The organism is Bifidobacterium asteroides (assembly GCF_019469425.1).
GTDB classification, from domain to species: domain Bacteria; phylum Actinomycetota; class Actinomycetes; order Actinomycetales; family Bifidobacteriaceae; genus Bombiscardovia; species Bombiscardovia asteroides_I.
Window position 1 is genome coordinate 1,711,658 of sequence record NZ_CP048272.1, and the last position, 16,613, is coordinate 1,728,270.

Genomic DNA, 16,613 nt, shown 5'->3' on the forward strand with positions numbered 1-16,613 from the left:
TGTATGGACAAGACCGAGCAGGACAGACTGAAGAAGGCCGCCGGCATCGAAGCAGCCAAGCTGGTCGAGAACGGCATGACCGCCGGGCTGGGCACCGGATCCACGGTTCGGTTCTTCGTGGATGAACTGGGACGGCGCGTCAAGGAAGAGGGTTTGGAGTTCACCGGCGTGACCACCTCCCGGCGGACCAAGGAACAGGCTGAAGGCTATGGAATCCGCATCGTCGACATCGACCAGGTGGATCACATCGATGTCACCATCGACGGGGCCGACGAGGTCGACAGGGACTTCAACGGCATCAAGGGCGGCGGCGCAGCCCTGCTCTGGGAGAAAATCGTGGCCGTCAACTCTCGACGGATCGTCTGGATCGTGGACGAGTCCAAGGTGGTCGACACCATCGGCCGCTTCCCCCTGCCCGTGGAGGTCATCCCCTTCGGCGAGCGCCACGTCCTGGATCGCTTTAAGGAACGCGGCTATAACCCTGTCCTGCGGATGGACGGCCAAGGGCAGCCGGTTCTGACAGACGAGCACAACCACATCATTGATCTGCATCTGAAGCGGATTGATCACCCACAGGATCTGGCCCAAGACCTGATCACCACCGTGGGAGTCGTGGAACACGGCCTCTTCCTCAACATGGTCGACACGGTCATCGTGGGCGATCCCAACGGGCCCCGGGTCATGACCAACGCCAACAAGTGAGCATCAGCTATCATCCCGCATCCTGGCTGGAAGTATCCGGCTGGCCACGATGACCGGCGATGATATGCATGAAGCCCCCTGCGTCCATTCGATGCGGGGGGCTTCGTCGGCCCTGAGGGCCAAAGTCATAAAGCTACTTGCGCTGGTGACGAGTCTTGCGCAGCAGTTTGCGGTGCTTCTTCTTGCTCATCCGCTTGCGGCGCTTCTTGATGACAGAACCCATCCGAGCCTCCGATCCTTAGTTACCTGGAAGTGTCCAACTTGCTTATCCTACACCGCTTACGGGACGACTAGAGCGGGAAGGCCTTGTAGAAAGCCTCCAGTGCAGCCCGCTGGCCCTGAGCGCGGAAGACCACCGTATCATTCTGCCAGATGACCAATGCCTTGTGCTCGTCGCTGCCATCCGCCTTCTCCAGGTAGGATCCGGTGACCGTGCCGCCGCTGCGAACATTGCCCGAGGCCAGCTCCTTGCCGGACATGCCCGTGGACTGGCTGTCATAGAGCGCCTTGGCATCTTCGCTCCTGGACCACTGAGCCAGGTGGAGGCTCACATCCCCGCCCGACCTGCCGGTGGAGTAGACCAGGTTGTACTCCTCGATAGGCGTACGGGTGCTCCATTCGCTGTCAGAATCCGCTTTGACGCGGGCGAACTCGCCCACCGTATCAGGCATGGCCTTGAGCAACTCGGAAGCCGAATCAGGAAGGGGCGCCGCCGTGGCCTTGGGGCTGCTGGCTTGCGGGGGTTGAGAGGAAGCGGAAGCCGAGTCCTGGGCGACGGACTCTTGGCTGCGCACCGCCCAGTGAGGCCAGACGAAGGCCGATAGAAGCACTAGGACGACCACCGCTGCAAGGGCGATGACCAGACCGATCCGTCGACGGCGCTGCCTGGCATGCGCGGAGGAGTCAGAGGAAGAGGACACGGATGCAGAAGGATTGTCAGCCATGTCTCCATTCTCTCATGGGCAGGGTGTCGGCACTGCGAAGATGCCGTAAAAGCCCAGCTCATCGTCCCTGAATCCCGATAGCGTGCAGGTATGGCCAAGACGACGACGCAATATGTGTGCACGGAGTGCGGATGGACCGGCGGCAAATGGTTCGGACGCTGCCCGGAATGCGGCCAGTGGGGAACGATCGAGGAATTCCATGAAGCCCGTCTCGTAGGTGCGGGCGGGGGTCTGTCCACCTCCGGCGGCAGCCATACGGCACCTGCGCCCCCGAAGAACGGCCTGGCCCGGCCCATCACCCGGGTAGGCACGGACCTGGTAAAGCGCATTCCCACAGGATTCGAGGAATTCGACCGGGTCCTGGGCGGAGGCATCGTGCCCGGGTCAGTCATCCTCTTGGCCGGCGAGCCGGGCATAGGCAAGTCCACCCTCCTGCTGGAGACCGCCGGCCGCGTGGCCGACCGGGGAGGCGGAAAAGGCAAGGTGCTCTATCTGTCAGGCGAGGAGTCCCAGGCCCAGGTGCGGATGCGGGCCAGTCGGGTGGGAGCGCTCAAGGACCCACTATTGCTGGCTTCGACGACCGACCTTGCCACGGTGCTTGGGCTGATCGAGCGCGAGAAGCCGACACTGGCCATTGTGGACTCCGCCCAGACCATCGTCTCCAGCCAGGTTGACGGCATCTCCGGGGGCTCCACCCAGGTACGCGAGGTGGCCATCAGCCTGATCGACATGGCCAAATCGCACGACATCCCCATCCTCCTGGTTGGCCACGTGACCAAGGACGGCTCCATCGCCGGGCCGCGGACCCTGGAGCATCTGGTCGATGTGGTCTGCCAGTTCGAGGGCGATTCCCAGACCGCGTTACGCCTGTTGAGAGCCGTCAAGAACCGTTTCGGCCCCACCGACGAGGTTGGCTGCTTCGACATGGGCGAGCAGGGCATTGAGGAGGTCAGCGATCCCACTGGGCTCTTCCTGTCCACGACCGGGCAAGAGGTTGAGGGCACCTGTGTGACCTTCACCTTGGACGGCCACCGCAGCCTGCCCATCGAGATCCAGGCCTTGGTTACTTCGTCTGTCCTGCCCACGCCCAGGCGCAACACCAACGGGATCGACGCCAACCGTCTGGCCATGCTAGCTGCGGTGCTCTACCGCCACGGTCGCGTCAACCTGCTGACACGGGACCTGTATGTGTCCACCATCGCCGGCGGGCTGGCCAAGGAACCCGGATGTGATCTGGCCATCGTGGCCGCCCTGGCCAGTGCAGCCAAGTCCCGACCCATCCAGCGCACGACCTGTGCCATGGGCGAGATATCGCTGACCGGGCAGGTCAGGCCAGTGCCTCAACTCAATCACCGGCTGCAGGAGGCCACTCGACTGGGATTCACCCGGGCACTGGTCCCGCCCGACCGGCATTCAGGAGCCCGAAAGCCCATCCAGGGACTGGAAGTGGTCGAGGTCAACTATCTGGCCGAGGCACTGGACGCCCTGGGGCTGGTCTGAGCCCGGTGGCCGCAGGGCCCTATCGCACCCTATGGCGCTCACCTGCCGACTCGTTAACCTGCCAGACTAGGATGGAGTCGCTGGAAGACCGACACCCATCATCACGAGGAGCAGATCAGCATGACCATCTTCACCAGGAAAACCTTACGCAGGCTGACGACGGCCGTACTCACGACAGTCACGCTCATGGTCGGCGCGGCCTGCGGCTCCTCGTCGAGCAGCAGTGGACAGTCAGCGGCTAAGCAGGACATCACCCAGCAAACCATCAAACCTGGCACCCTGACCATTGCCACTGGAGACCCGGCCTACGCCCCCTACGTGCAGGACAACAAGCCCGAATCCGGCAAGGGCTACGAGGCAGCCGTTGCCTATGCAGTAGCAGAGAAAATGGGATTCGACAAGGCGCACGTCACCTGGACCAGGACCACCTTCGATGCCGCCATCGCCCCGGGAAGCAAGGACTACGACCTGAACATCCAGCAGTTCTCCATCACCCCGGAACGTCGACAGGCTGTGGACTTCACTCCCAGCTATTACAACTCCACCCAGTCGCTGGTGGTCAGAAACGACTCCTCATACGCTTCCGCCACCTCCCTCGCCCAAATCAAGGACGCCAAGATAGGAGCCATGGTCGGCTCCACCTCCTATGAGATGGCCCACAAGCTTGTCAAGCCTGACATCGATACCTTCAACGACGATGTGGCCTCGTCCCAGGCCTTGGACACCAACCAGATCGACGCGCTTGTCGTGGACACCCCCTCAGCTGTGACCATGGTCGATTCCGGGCAGGTCAAGAACGCCAAGATCCTCGGGCAGATCAAGGGTTCGCAGGACCCGGAGGGCATGGGCATGGTCCTGCCCAAAGGCTCCACACTGACCCCGGTTGCTTCCAAGGCTGTCACCACCCTGAAGAAGGATGGAACCTTGGACAAGCTGCAGAACCAGTGGCTGCATGTCTACACCTCCCTGCCTACCCTGGGCTGAGAGAAGAAAGGAAACCTAGTCGTTCATGGCCACCTCGGCACAAGACGCGGTCAGCGATATTCAACGGGAACGGGAACGCTACGGTCGTCGGCAGAATCTGCGCTCAGTGGCGGTCAGCATCGCCAGCACGCTTGTACTGGCCCTGCTGATTGCTCTGGGGCTGCACGCCTCACCTGGCTGGCCCCGGGTCAAGCAGTCGTTTTTCTCCGGCGCTTACTTCGCCCAAGCCTTCCCCAAGGTCCTTCGGGGACTCTGGCTCAATCTGGAGGTCCTCTTCTTCGCGGTCATCGGCGTGGCCTTGCTGGGCACCCTGCTGGCCATGATCCGCACCAGCCGGAACCCGCTGCTCTTCCCCCTACGGGTGCTGGCCCAGGTCTACACCACGATCATGAGGGGGATCCCCATGATCGTGGTCCTCTACCTGATCGGCTTCGGCATCCCTGGTCTGGCCATCTTCAACCGGATCCCGGCAGCCCTGCTGGGCACCGTGGCGATCATCCTCTCCTATTCGGCCTACATCGCCGAGGTCCTGAGGGCCGGCTTCCAGGACGTCGGCCCCTCCCAGAGGGCCTCGGCGCGTTCACTGGGCTTGACCTCGGGACAGACCATGCGTCTGGTAGTCATCCCCCAGGCCCTGCGCAAGGTGGCTCCGGCACTGATGAACGACTTCATCTCCATGCAGAAGGACGTGGGGCTGATTTCAGTTCTAGGAGCGGTCGACGCGGTCAGGGCGGCCCAGATCATCGTGGCCACCTCCTACAACTTCACCCCCTACGTGGTGGCCTCGGTGCTCTTCATCGCCACCTCGGTCCCCTTCATTCTTCTCAATGACTGGTATTCCAACCGGCTGCGCAAGCGCGAACAGAGCGGAGGCATGGTATGAGCGAACAGGCAGGCGCCGATCAGGACCAGCCAGTGCTCCGTTTGGAGGATGTACGTAAGACCTACCCTGGGGGCAACAAGGTTCTGCGCGGCATCTCCATGACCATCATGCCTCATGAGACCGTGGCCCTGCTGGGCCCCTCGGGGTCAGGCAAGTCCACTCTGATGAAGTGCATCAACCTGCTGGAGACCGTCAACGACGGCAGGATCTGGCTGGGCGGCACCGACATCACCGATCCCAGGATCGACCAAGATGCCTGCCGTGCCAGAATCGGCGTGGTCTTCCAGCAATTCAACCTCTTCCCCCACATGAACGTCCTGAAAAATGTGACTCTGGGAGCCGTCAAGGTCCACGGCATGCCCAAGGACCAGGCCAGGGAGCGGGCCCTAGAACTGCTGGACCGGATCGGCATGAGGAAGAAGGCCGGAGCATACCCCGACCAGCTCTCCGGCGGCCAGCAGCAGCGGGTGGCCATCGTCCGGGCCCTGATGACCGATCCGGAACTGCTCCTGCTGGATGAGATCACCTCAGCCTTGGACCCCATGCTGGTGGGCGAGGTCCTGGCCATGGTCTCGGAGCTGACCGCCGGTGGCACCACCATACTCATGGCCACCCACGAAATGAGTTTCGCCCATCACGCAGCCAACCGAGTGGTTCTGCTGCTGGACGGTGTCATCGCTGAGAACGGAACGCCGCAAGAGGTGATGGACGAGTCGGAGAATCCGCGCACCAGGGAGTTCTTCAGCCACTTCCGAGGGCTGTGAGTTCCCGAGTACCTTCAGCTTTCAATTGGCGGAAAACACCTTTCCTGAAGCCTTGGTCAGCTCCAGGGTGCGATCGGCGTCCAAGACCAGCTGTCGTTTGAGCGGCTCCTCGCCCGCATACCGTCTCTGACCGCGCAGACGGCTGAGGAACTCCACTCGTACCCGGTGACCGTACAGGTCCACCCAATCCGGCCGGACGGCATTGGCCTCCAGGATTCTCGGCATCTGCTCGCCTGGGGCCAGGAAGGTCTCCTTGGTGCCGATGGAGATGGCGGCGGGCATCCGCCAAGGCGAGCCCTGAGCCAGCCGACCCTCCCGGCACTCCGAGGTCGCCATGGGATCCGTAGGCAGACCCAGGTCGACCAACCAGCCTGCATAGACTCCATCTGCGGGCATCATCCCCTGGCTGTCGGGAGCAAGGTTGGCAGTCGGGAAGCCCAAGCGGCGACCACGCTGCTCCCCATGGACCACCGTGCCTTGGACCATGTGCGGCCGGCCCAGAATATCCAGGGCCGCATCCACATCGCCGTCAAGGATCAACTGCCGAAGGTGGGAGCTGCTCCAGGCTCTTGCCCGATGTCGCTCCAGGCTGTCAGCGTTAGGCAGGGTGCAGTCGCCTGGACCCTGGTCGTCCACGACTTCCAAATCGAACAGTCCTGTGTCCGCCAGGTCGCCAATGGCCTTGATATCGCCGATTCGTCCTGCGCCCATCTGCGCATCGCGGCCCAGGACCAACGTGCGCATGGCCAGCTGTTCGGTAAGCTGCTTGAGGAAGAACCGATAGGATTTGGCAGCGAAGGCCAGCGTGTACCGCACCACCACAGCCTGTTCCAGCCCCAGCTGGGCCATCAGCCGCAAGCGCTCATCTAGCGGCATGATCTGGTCAGGGTCATGGTGAACCAGGCTTAGAGATGGTTCAGTCATGTCATGGCTGTCAGCATAGCTGTGGACCAGTTTGGGACTGGGGTCGAAGACCAGAGCCATAGGCCAATCCTGGCCCTTGGCAGCGAACTCTACCACCCGGCGCAGGAGGGCCTGATGACCCCGATGCATGCCATCGAAGACACCAATAGTGACCACGCTGGGCCGGGTCCCCAAGGTTCCCGGCCACCTGACGATCCCCGACTCATCCGGGCTGACCTGGCTGACCTTCATCCGCTTCCCATCACTTAGTCATGGCGGCCCCCGAACCCGGGCACCGATAATTCCTTAAGCACTGTATTCCCGCCGTCGCGCCCTGACAAGACCCTTGGGCTAAATCCGAGCCTGCACACTCAGGCCTCGGGGTGGAAGACCGCATCCGGCTTGGCCCCGCCTCGTGAACTGGGCGCTAGGATGGCAGCCAAGCGTTGCCTGCCCTCAGGTCCGGCCAGGGCGGCCGTGGGCCCGGCGACAGGCAGATCCAAAAATCCTCCGTTAGCCACCCTGGCTGCCTGATTGGCATCCAGGTTCAGGACAGGCATGCTCATGCGTGCCGCCTGCGCCAGACTTAGAGAGCCATCCAACATCCCCTGCCGGTCGCGGTCCGGAACCATACGACTGCGAACAACCGTCTGACCTTGTCGGTTCCGGTAGGTGTGAGGGACCACCTGACCGCCCAAAACCCTGGACGCCAGGTCGGGATCCTCCAAGTCGAACGGGCCCACACGAACCCTTCTTAGGGCGATCAGGTAGCCGCCCAGATCCAGCCGCTCGCCCAGGTCACGAGCCAGGGCCCTGATGTAGGTGCCACTGGAGCAGGTCACCTCCACATCCGCATCGACCACCCTGGCGCCCTGGTCGGGCAGATCTACACGGCGAAAACCAAGCAGACGGAAGGATACGATCCGAATGCGGCGGGGCTCCAGCCTGACCTCCTGGCCTGCGCGAGCCAGGTCATAGGCCCGTCTGCCCTTGACCTTGATGGCGGAGAAGGCATCTGGCACCTGGTCGATCCAGCCGGTGAAGCAATGGTCAATCAAATCCTGCAGACCCTGGGCTGTCAGTTCGTCGACCTTCTGCGCAGCTCCAGGACGCGCCGGCAGCAAATCCCCGTCCGCATCGTCCGTGTTGGTGCCCAGTCCCAGGCGCATGGTGGCACGGTAGGTTTTGTCATGGCCGACGATGACCGTCAGCAGCCGCGTAGCCTGGCCGAACCCTACGATCAGGAGGCCAGTAGCCATAGGATCCAAGGTCCCGGCATGGCCCACGCGACGCATGCCAAGGCCAGAGCGGACGGCTGCCACCACATCATGGCTGGTTACACCGCTCGGCTTGTCAACAAGGATGATGCCCGAGGTCGGTTCATCATGGCCAGAATCCATCACGTCCGATGACTCAGCGGTCGGCTTCATCCGCATCCCCTGCCGCAGGTTCGTCAGGGACGGAGCCTGACTCATCGGTCTTTTCTTCATCGTCATGCCTATATGGATCGGGGTCGCCGGCATAGCTGGCATTGACTCGCGCCTTGGCCATGGCCTCGTCCCGATGACGGGCCGCGGTCAGCACATCCTCAATCTCGGTAGCCTCGGCAGGCACCTCATCGTAGATGAAGCGCAAGGTAGGCGTCAGCCGCAGACCGGCCCGAGCACCGACAAGGGTGCGCAGCCTGCCGGAGGCCTGCCTCAGGGCCTGCTGGGCACGCTTGCGTTCCCCGGCCTCGTGTCCGGACCGGCCCAGCTGAGTCCAGTAGATCTTGGCTATCTGCAGATCGTTGGTGACCCGAACCTCAGTGACGGTGACCCCTGCCAGGCGCTTGTCGTGCATCTGGGACTCCAGCGCAGAGGCCACAACCCGTTGTATCAGGGCTGCTATGCGTACAGCGCGGGGATTTCCAGCCATCATGATTCCTTTCTCGAACCGTCCATGACCAATCTTTGCATTCATGGACATCCGCCCCGGCCGGGGAGTACCCGGACCGGGGCGGATCGCCATGGACCCTCCGACATGTGGTCGGATGGTCAACAGGTCCTACTTACGTTCCACTTCCTGCATCTCGTAGGTCTCGATGATGTCGCCCACCTCGATGTCGTTGAAGGAGCCCAGGTTGATACCAGCCTCGTAGCCTTCGGACACCTCGTTGACGTCGTCCTTGAACCGACGCAGGGAGGAGATCTCCAAGTCGTTGATGGTGACCACCCCGTTGCGGGCAATGCGAGCCTTGGTGCCCCGCTTGACGGTGCCGTCCTGGACCATGACGCCCGCGATGTTGCCGAACTTGGAGGAGCGGAAGATCTCGCGGATCTCGGAGTGGGAGGTGGTGACCTCCTCGTACTCCGGCTTGAGCATGCCCTTGAGCGCAGCCTCGATGTCTTCGATGGCATTGTAGATGACCGAGTAGTACTTGATCTCCACACCCTCGCGGTCGGCCAGGTCCTGGACCTGCCTGTTGGGCCGGACGTTGAAGCCGATGATGACGGCCTTGTCGACCGTAGCCAGGTTGACATCGTTCTGGGTGATAGCGCCCACGCCCCGGTGGATGACCTGGATCCCGACCTCGTCGGAGACCTCGATCTTCATCAGGGAGTCTTCCAGGGCCTCGACCGAGCCGGAGGAGTCGCCCTTGATGACAATGTTGAGCATGTCCACCTCGGACTTGGCGAACTGCTCCTTCAGGCTCTCCAGAGAGACCACCTTGCGGCGCTTGGCGAGCTGGGCGGCACGGGCCGAAGCCTCACGCTTCTCGGCAATCTGACGAGCAGTGCGGTCGTCGGGAGCGACCAGGAAGAGGTCGCCGGCGGTAGGCACCGAGGTAAGACCCAGCACCTGGACGGGCGTGGAAGGACCGGCAGCATCCATCTGCCGGCCGTTCTCGTCCAGCATGGCGCGCACACGGCCATAGGCCGATCCAGCCACAATGGCATCGCCCACATGCAAGGTCCCCTGCTGGACCAGCACAGTGGCCACAGCTCCACGTCCCTTGTCCAGACGGGCCTCGACCGTGGCGCCGCGAGCGTCCATGTCAGGGTTGGCCCGAAGGTCAAGGTCTGCATCGGCAGTCAGCAGGACGGCCTCCAGGAGCTTGTCCACATTGGTGCCCAGCTTGGCAGAGATGTCGACGAACATGGTGTCGCCACCGTACTCTTCGGATACCAGCCCGAACTCAGTCAGCTGGCCACGCACCTTCTGGGGGTTGGCCCCCTCGACATCAATCTTGTTGACAGCCACCACGATGGGTACATGGGCGGCCTGTGCATGGTTGATGGCCTCCACGGTCTGCGGCATAACGCCGTCGTCCGCAGCCACCACCAGGATAGCCACATCGGTCAGCTCAGCACCACGGGCACGCATGGCCGTAAAGGCCTCGTGGCCAGGGGTGTCCAGGAAGGTGATCTTGCGATCCTCCCCGTCCAGGGTGACTGTGGCCTGGTAGGCCCCGATGCGCTGGGTGATGCCCCCAGCCTCCTTGGTGGTCGTGTTGGTCTTGCGAATGGTGTCCAGCAGCCGGGTCTTGCCGTGGTCGACATGGCCCATGACCGTGACCACCGGGGGCCTGGGCTGCAGGTTCTTGTCATCCTGGTCCTCACGTTCTTCGTCCAGGTTGATGTCGAACTGCTGAAGGAGCTCCTTGTCCTCCTCCTCGGCGGAGACGATGCGGATCTTCCACCCGATCTCGTCGCCCAGAATCTGGAATGTGGCCTCATCCAGGGACTGGGTGGCCGTAGCCATCTCGCCCAGGTGGAAGAGCACCGTGACCAAGGCAGCAGGGTTGACATTGATCTTGTCGGCCAGGTCAGCCAAGGTCGCGCCCTGACGAAGTTTGACGGTACGTCCATTGCCCGCGGGGATGCGCACACCGCCGATGACGGGTGCCTTCATCTCCTGGAATTCATGCCTCTTGGCCATCCGATTCTTGCGGGCCTTGGAGGACTTGCCTCCCTGGCGACCGAATGCTCCAGCAGCGCCGCCGCGACCGCGACCACCACGGCCTGAACCGCCGCGGAAGCCGCCTGAGGGCGCCGACGAAGCGCCGCCGAAACGACCGCCGCCGCCCTGATGTGTCTGCTGACCTGGACGGCTATGGCCCCACTGCCCTGGACGGGCACCCTGTCCGGATCGGCCACCACGACCGTTGCGGAATCCACCCCGGCCCCTGCGGGAGTCGTTGACGGTTGGCCTGGCCATAGGATGCGGCCTGGGAATGTCCGAAGGCATAGGGGCCTTCATCCCCTGTTTGCGGCTGAAAGGATTGTTGCCTGGACGAGGCGTGGATGCCCCCGGCCTTGCGCCATGCCGCATCGCCGCAGCGTTGGAACCGCCGGAACGGCCGTTGTTGCGCGAGCCTTGGGGGCCGGGCCTGCCCATGGCTGAAGGCTTGGGCCCACGGGACTGGTTGCGCCGCTCATGCTCGTTGCGGCTGCCCTGGGAGGCACCGGGCTTGGGGAAGCGGCCACCAGGACGCTGCTGACCCCGTGGCGCCTCGCCGTCGTCCGAGGGCCGGTGGTTCTGTCCGGGCTTGGGCCCAGGTGTGGACTGCTGGGTGCCGCCGGACTGCGAACGGCCATGCAGACCCTGGCCGCCTCCATGATCAGGGCTGCCGGGGCGGGCATTTCGTGCAGCGGCCTGACCAGCGTCGCCCTGTCCCTTTTGAGGGAAAGCGTTCTTGAGTCGACGAACCACAGGGGCCTCGACAGTAGAGGATGCGGACTTGACGAACTCGCCCATGTCCTTCAATTTCGCCAGAACAGTCTTGCTGTCTACGCCAAATTCCTTGGCCAGCTCATACACGCGTGCTTTGGGCACTTACTTTCTCCTTACCGGACCGCGCGTATGACCGGCGCGATCACTCTTTGATGACGGCGAACATATCCTGTCTCATCGTGCGACCATGATCGTGTTACCTCGTCTCTGTGCCGGGGCCGACGGCATGAACCACCGGACTCGGAATACTGGGTCCAGCATACTCGCGTCGTCGGATGTTTGCTCTCAGGCGTCTTCTCCAGCAGCCGAAGCCGTTTGCGCCTGCAGCTCACGCAATTTTTGCTGGTGGGCCTCCTCGGACTCGATGCCAATCTTCCAGCCGGTCAGCTTGGCGGCCAGACGGGCATTCTGGCCCTCTTTGCCAATGGCCAGGGAGAGCTGGGCGTCCTTGATGAAGGCAATGGCCGTGCGGTTGGACTCGCTGACGATCTGCACCTGGCGGACCACAGCCGGAGACAAGGCCGCAGCCACAAACTCGGCAGGATCCTTGGACCAGTCCACAATGTCGATCTTCTCAGGTCCAAGATTCTCCATGACGGCACGGACGCGAGCGCCCGCCGGGCCGATCAGCGCGCCCTTGGGATTGACCCCCTTGGTGTTGGCACGGACCGCGATCTTGGTTCTGGCCCCGGCTTCACGAGCAATGGCCATGATGGAGACCGCACCGGAGACCAGCTCAGGCACCTCCCGCTCAAAGAGGCGGCGAACCAGCTCCGGGTGGGAACGCGACACGATGATTTCCGGCCCCTTGAGCCCACGGGAGACATTGACCACGTAGACGCGAATCCGCTGGCCGTGCCGGTAATGCTCTCCAGGCACCTGCTCGCGGCGGGGCAGAATGGCCTCGACATTATCTACAGCCACATGCACATTGCCAGGATCGCTGGCATCCTGCTGCACGACTCCGGTGATCAGATGGCCCTTCTGACCCGAGAAAGCCCCGAAGACCCGCTCGTCATCGGCCTGGCGGAAGAGCTGGCGGATGACCTGGCGGGCTGTGGAAGCCGCCAGCCGATCGAAGTCCTTCGGTGTGTCGTCGTATTCCTCGCCCAGATCATATCCTGGTTCGGACTCTTCGGGGGTGGCCTCACGAGGAATTTCATCCTGTGCCCAGATGGTAAAAGTACCCGCACGTTCGTCCAGCTCCACCCGTGCATGTTTGGCTGCGTGAGGCGACTTCTGGTAGGCCAGAAGAAGAGCCTCGCTCAGTGCTTGATCCAAGGTCTCGGCATCAATCCCTTGTTCGTGTGCCAGCTGATGAATTTCAGCCAGGTCCAGTTCCATGTCAAGACCTCCTATGAAGTTATTCAGGCCGCGCTTCTTTTAGTCTGCAATGTCTACTATTCTAGCCTTTCATGCAGACACAGCCGGTTCCTGAATACCAAGGGTGGGCGAGTCGTAGGCCAGCGATCCTGGCGCGACGGATGAGAGCCGGCATCACAGTGCTTCTGCTGGCTGTCACAATCTCAGGATGCACACCCTCAGCCGTGCACGTCAGTCAGCACGATCCCAATAATCTCCGTCCTACTGCCTGCGAACAGGCATGGACGCAAGCCAAGCAGCCAGAACGACTTCAAAAGAACAAGGCCGACAACCGAGCCCAGGCCTGGATCAAAGCGGCCCGCGAGTGCCCTGCCAGGCTGGATGAAGCCACAGTGCACGCAGCCCAGGCTTTGACGGCATCCCAAGGCGGGCAGGCCAATCGTCAAACGGCTATGCTCAGACTGGTCCAGGCTGCACAACGGTTGGATCCGCTGTCCAAGGCGCTGCCCGTCGAATTGGCCGATCAGGCCATCACAGGCGAAGACCGTTCCGGATTCGAACTTTCGGTCCTCGCGGCCCGTAAGACGGATGCCGCATGGATGCTCACCCTAGCCGATGCGCACACTGCGGCCGCGCAGATTCTGGTCGGCCACACCAAGCACGATCCTCGACAGGGGGTGTATCCCACCACTGATCTGCTGGCTCACCCTGACGAGTCCATCGACCCCGCCAACGGAATACAGACACCTACCCCTGCCCTGATCGAGATGGATACGGCCCGGACCCTTCTGGCCGTGGGGAGGAAACTGAACGGCTCCTCAGGCACCATACGGACTGATGCCAGCCAGAACGCGAAAAGCCGCCAGCAGTCCACATCGGCCCTGGTCGATATGATCGTAGCCCACTTGTTCATGGCCATGAACCTCGGCTACCCGGCTACTTCGTCAGCCCTCCTGCAGGCACCAAAACACTGACTTCTAGGACAGGCCGGCCCACCCATGGGTTGCGCTGATCGCACTCGCAAGCTTTCTCATCTGTATATACGAGCAACCCTGGCAAGTCATGCCCAAACCTGTCCAATGGCGAAGATCGACCATCCAACAGAACTAATTCACTATCGCTTACTGCAGATTTCACAAACTGTACGGGTGACGTCAAAGGCTCGGGTGGTGATATTATAGAACGTGTTCTATAGGAGCATTCCTTAGGAACGCGGGGGGTATAAACCCGTGCAATGTAGGAGGCGACTGGTGCTGACTACCATATCGCCTTCTGCATTGGACGGTCTTTTATTTGCTCAGCATCAAAGCTCATGGCCATGCCAGACTGCCTGCGGTATTACGTCGCGTGGCCAGCCACATTGCATGTCCGGCAACCGCTACAACATTGCCGGAAATGCATCGCTAATTATGCCAGGCACCCGACTCAGCCGGCAAACCGGCATCGAGCTGAAAAGATGCGGCCGTCCTTGTTCAATCTGCTGACAGAACCAGACGCCCGTTCCAGGAAGGCTTCCACTCGCCCACCCCCAGGCAGCCAGTGAATTCCCGCCCGTCCGAGGAAGTGATAGTTACTGCACTTCCCGAGCGTTCCGCCTGAAAAACAAGGCTGCTTCCATCTTCCTCGCTTACCGTCGCAGTGGCTCTTCCGTCGTGAGCAAGGAAAACTGAGACCTGGGAATCGGTTCCATATGCATATTCGGTCGATTCCTGTCCCTGGCGAGTGACCAAAACAGTGCCATCACGCACCCAGAGCGGAACCGTGTCGAAGCCATGCTTTTCATGCATCCACTGGCCGGACTGTCGGCAGTCCACCTGGCGGCCGGTGAACCAATCCGTCCATACCCCCTGGGGCAGGTAGTATTCCACATCACCCGTGTACGAGAAGACCGGCGCCACCAAAAGCGATGGCCCCAGCATATACTGTCGGTCGCAATCCAGCGCCGTCCTGTCGTCAGGGAACTCCATGAACATGGAACGCATGACCGGGACGCCGTGCTCGTGTGCACCAAGTCCGACCTGGTACAGGTACGGCATCATGGATATCTTCAACCTGGTGAACTTTCTCAGCACGTTCACTGCGGTCTGCTCAGGGGGATTGACTACTCCCCTGCGCTCATCCTCCTCATCGAAGAGCCAAGGGACTCTGTAGACGGTAGAGCCGTGCAGCCTGGAGTGAGAGGAGAGCAGGCCGAAAGCTATCCACCGTTTATAAACAGCAGGGTCAGGCCTCGCTCCTTCAAAACCGCCGATATCGTGGCTCCAGAAACCAAAACCGGAACTTGCCAGCGACAGGCCAGCCCGCAAAGTCTGTGCCATGCCATTGAAGGTGGACTCACAGTCACCACCCCAATGAACGGGTTGCTGTTGGCCTCCCACCGTGGCAGATCGGGCATACAGGCAGGCCTGCCCCTTTCCGTACACCTCTTCGATGGCCTGGAAGACGGTCTGATTATATAGTTGCGTATACCAGTTATGCATGCTGGCAGGATCCGAACCATCAGACCAGACCACATCAGCAGGAATGCGTTCACCGAAATCAGTCTTGATGGCATCTACGCCTTGCTTGAGCAGATGCTTGACTTTCTCTTTGAACCACTTGCAGGCGTCTGGATTGGTGAAATCCACCAACCCCATGCCGGCTTGCCAAAGATCGGTCTGCCATATGTCCCCGTTGGGCTTGCGAACCAGGTAGCCCTTGTCTGCGGCCTGATCAAAGAGGGCGCTTTCCTGCCCGATGTATGGATTGATCCAGACACAAACATGCAGCCCCTTCTCGCGATGGAGACGTCCCAGTGTCCCCTCTATATCAGGGAAGAAGCGTCGATCCCATTGGAGGTCGGTCCAGTGGAATTCCCTCATCCAATAGCAGTCGTAGTGAAATACGCTCAGGGGAATATGCCGCTGAGCCATGCCGTCAATCATGGATGTGACGGTCTTCTCGTCATATTTTGTGGTGAAGGATGTGGTCAGCCAGAGTCCATATGACCAGGCAGGGACCATGGCCGGACAACCCACCAAGGCCGTGTATCGTTCCAGGATTCGTTCGGGATTCGGCCCAGCAATCAGATAGAAGTCCAGAGCCTCGCCGGGCACGCTAAACTGCACGGTCTCCGTGTTCTCCGTGGCCACTTCGAAGGAGACATGTCCGCGGTTGTTGACCAGAACACCATAACCTTTGCTGGTCATGTAGAAGGGAATGTCCTTGTAGCCTTGTCCGCTGGCTGTGCCCCCATCTTCATTCCAGATGTCTATACTCTGCCCGTTCTTCAGATATGGGCCAAACCTTTCGCCAAAGCCGTAGACTCTTTCCCCGACCGACAGTCCAAGCTGAATGGCAGTGAAAACCGGAGATTCATCATAGGCCCTGGCCGTGGGCGCTACGCCGAACTCCCCCGCCGGTTGCGTACTTACGGCAGCGTCGGGAGCCAAAGCGAACCTTGCCAGAGACTTGCCCCTGGCATGGGTGAGCTCCTTGCCCTCACATGCAAAAGCCATATCGAAGACAGGTCCCTTGGTCATGGTCAGACTCAGATTGCTTGAAGCCAGAGTCACCGAAGCCCCATCTTCTCCGACCTCCCCGTCGCCAGCGCCTTGGGCACTAGCCTTCACGAATCCGGAACTCGAATCCTGTTCGTGAACAGGGAAGCCCGGACAGGTCCTGGTCCCCTTCCAATGGGTTGCCTGCACTCGGATAATTCCTTCAGCAGGCGAAGTGGCATGGATTCTGAAGGTCGGCAGGTTCAAAGTGTCGGCCCGGCCGGCCACAACCCTCGTCGCAGCCAGGACATCGATGCTCCTCCCATCTGGCCTCACCGATAATTCATAGGGAGAACGTGCGTAGAGAGCCTCGACGCCTGGCCGAGTCAGCCAATATCCATCGGTGAACTTCATG

General features: G+C 61.5%; 14 protein-coding genes. 6 read left to right on the forward strand and 8 right to left on the reverse strand.

Annotated elements, in window-relative coordinates; genetic code table 11:
* The first annotated feature begins 3 nt into the window (after positions 1–3).
* Positions 4–702 (forward strand): ribose-5-phosphate isomerase RpiA, encoded by a 699-nt coding sequence (gene rpiA, locus GYM67_RS07075; protein WP_220236233.1) that lies wholly within the window; start codon positions 4–6, stop codon positions 700–702.
* Positions 703–835: 133 nt separating this feature from the next.
* Here the strand turns inward: rpiA and GYM67_RS07080 are convergent, their stop codons facing one another.
* Together GYM67_RS07080 and GYM67_RS07085 are read right to left on the reverse strand one after the other, a co-directional pair.
* Entirely contained in the window at positions 836–925 is a 90-nt protein-coding gene (locus GYM67_RS07080; RefSeq protein WP_004268639.1) for a 30S ribosomal protein bS22, read from the reverse strand.
* 67 nt (positions 926–992) lie between these two features.
* Positions 993–1,646, reverse strand: a complete 654-nt coding sequence (locus GYM67_RS07085) for a hypothetical protein (RefSeq protein WP_220236234.1) — start codon at positions 1,644–1,646, stop codon at positions 993–995.
* A gap of 90 nt (positions 1,647–1,736) precedes the next feature.
* Here GYM67_RS07085 and radA point away from each other — a divergent pair, with 90 nt between their 5' ends.
* From radA to GYM67_RS07105, 4 genes are all read left to right on the forward strand, one after another.
* Positions 1,737–3,146 (forward strand): DNA repair protein RadA, encoded by a 1,410-nt coding sequence (radA, locus tag GYM67_RS07090; RefSeq protein WP_220236235.1) that lies wholly within the window; start codon positions 1,737–1,739, stop codon positions 3,144–3,146.
* 120 nt (positions 3,147–3,266) lie between these two features.
* Complete coding sequence (locus tag GYM67_RS07095; protein WP_220236236.1) at positions 3,267–4,130, forward strand: ABC transporter substrate-binding protein; 864 nt, start codon at positions 3,267–3,269, stop codon at positions 4,128–4,130.
* Between the two features lie 25 nt (positions 4,131–4,155).
* Positions 4,156–5,013 (forward strand): amino acid ABC transporter permease, encoded by an 858-nt coding sequence (locus tag GYM67_RS07100; RefSeq protein WP_220236237.1) that lies wholly within the window; start codon positions 4,156–4,158, stop codon positions 5,011–5,013.
* On the forward strand, positions 5,010–5,777 hold the full coding sequence (locus GYM67_RS07105) for an amino acid ABC transporter ATP-binding protein (RefSeq protein ID WP_220236238.1): 768 nt from the start codon (positions 5,010–5,012) through the stop codon (positions 5,775–5,777). The genes GYM67_RS07100 and GYM67_RS07105 overlap by 4 nt, the downstream gene beginning before the upstream one ends.
* Positions 5,778–5,798: 21 nt before the next feature.
* On the opposite strand, the gene ribF is transcribed toward GYM67_RS07105, so the two are convergent.
* The 5 genes from ribF to nusA all read right to left on the reverse strand — a co-directional run bounded on the left by ribF (position 5,799) and on the right by nusA (position 12,740).
* Entirely contained in the window at positions 5,799–6,932 is a 1,134-nt protein-coding gene (gene ribF, locus GYM67_RS07110; RefSeq protein WP_220236239.1) for a bifunctional riboflavin kinase/FMN adenylyltransferase, read from the reverse strand.
* Between the two features lie 119 nt (positions 6,933–7,051).
* Positions 7,052–8,080: a tRNA pseudouridine(55) synthase TruB gene (gene truB / locus GYM67_RS07115; protein WP_220237453.1), complete on the reverse strand. Its 1,029-nt coding sequence runs from the start codon at positions 8,078–8,080 to the stop codon at positions 7,052–7,054.
* Positions 8,081–8,093: 13 nt separating this feature from the next.
* A complete protein-coding gene (gene rbfA, locus GYM67_RS07120; RefSeq protein ID WP_220237454.1) occupies positions 8,094–8,597 on the reverse strand; it encodes a 30S ribosome-binding factor RbfA in 504 nt (167 codons plus the stop codon).
* 129 nt (positions 8,598–8,726) lie between these two features.
* On the reverse strand, positions 8,727–11,498 hold the full coding sequence (infB, locus tag GYM67_RS07125; RefSeq protein ID WP_220236240.1) for a translation initiation factor IF-2: 2,772 nt from the start codon (positions 11,496–11,498) through the stop codon (positions 8,727–8,729).
* Positions 11,499–11,681: 183 nt separating this feature from the next.
* A complete protein-coding gene (gene nusA / locus GYM67_RS07130; RefSeq protein WP_220236241.1) occupies positions 11,682–12,740 on the reverse strand; it encodes a transcription termination factor NusA in 1,059 nt (352 codons plus the stop codon).
* Between the two features lie 140 nt (positions 12,741–12,880).
* Between nusA and GYM67_RS07135 the strand changes: the two genes are divergently transcribed.
* Positions 12,881–13,693: a hypothetical protein gene (locus GYM67_RS07135; protein WP_220236242.1), complete on the forward strand. Its 813-nt coding sequence runs from the start codon at positions 12,881–12,883 to the stop codon at positions 13,691–13,693.
* A 498-nt stretch (positions 13,694–14,191) separates the two neighbouring features.
* Here the strand turns inward: GYM67_RS07135 and yicI are convergent, their stop codons facing one another.
* On the reverse strand, positions 14,192–16,612 hold the full coding sequence (gene yicI / locus GYM67_RS07140; RefSeq protein ID WP_220236243.1) for an alpha-xylosidase: 2,421 nt from the start codon (positions 16,610–16,612) through the stop codon (positions 14,192–14,194).
* Position 16,613: the final 1 nt, after the last annotated feature.

What these genes read in the sequence shown, in the direction of transcription:
- rpiA (WP_220236233.1), top strand. Translation starts at nt 4, where the DNA reads ATGGACAAGACCGAGCAGGACAGACTGAAGAAGGCCGCCGGCATCGAA.
- GYM67_RS07080 (WP_004268639.1), bottom strand. Translation starts at nt 925, where the DNA reads ATGGGTTCTGTCATCAAGAAGCGCCGCAAGCGGATGAGCAAGAAGAAG.
- GYM67_RS07085 (WP_220236234.1), bottom strand. Translation starts at nt 1,646, where the DNA reads ATGGCTGACAATCCTTCTGCATCCGTGTCCTCTTCCTCTGACTCCTCC.
- radA (WP_220236235.1), top strand. Translation starts at nt 1,737, where the DNA reads ATGGCCAAGACGACGACGCAATATGTGTGCACGGAGTGCGGATGGACC.
- GYM67_RS07095 (WP_220236236.1), top strand. Translation starts at nt 3,267, where the DNA reads ATGACCATCTTCACCAGGAAAACCTTACGCAGGCTGACGACGGCCGTA.
- GYM67_RS07100 (WP_220236237.1), top strand. Translation starts at nt 4,156, where the DNA reads ATGGCCACCTCGGCACAAGACGCGGTCAGCGATATTCAACGGGAACGG.
- GYM67_RS07105 (WP_220236238.1), top strand. Translation starts at nt 5,010, where the DNA reads ATGAGCGAACAGGCAGGCGCCGATCAGGACCAGCCAGTGCTCCGTTTG.
- ribF (WP_220236239.1), bottom strand. Translation starts at nt 6,932, where the DNA reads ATGAAGGTCAGCCAGGTCAGCCCGGATGAGTCGGGGATCGTCAGGTGG.
- truB (WP_220237453.1), bottom strand. Translation starts at nt 8,080, where the DNA reads ATGGATTCTGGCCATGATGAACCGACCTCGGGCATCATCCTTGTTGAC.
- rbfA (WP_220237454.1), bottom strand. Translation starts at nt 8,597, where the DNA reads ATGGCTGGAAATCCCCGCGCTGTACGCATAGCAGCCCTGATACAACGG.
- nusA (WP_220236241.1), bottom strand. Translation starts at nt 12,740, where the DNA reads ATGGAACTGGACCTGGCTGAAATTCATCAGCTGGCACACGAACAAGGG.
- GYM67_RS07135 (WP_220236242.1), top strand. Translation starts at nt 12,881, where the DNA reads ATGAGAGCCGGCATCACAGTGCTTCTGCTGGCTGTCACAATCTCAGGA.
- yicI (WP_220236243.1), bottom strand. Translation starts at nt 16,612, where the DNA reads ATGAAGTTCACCGATGGATATTGGCTGACTCGGCCAGGCGTCGAGGCT.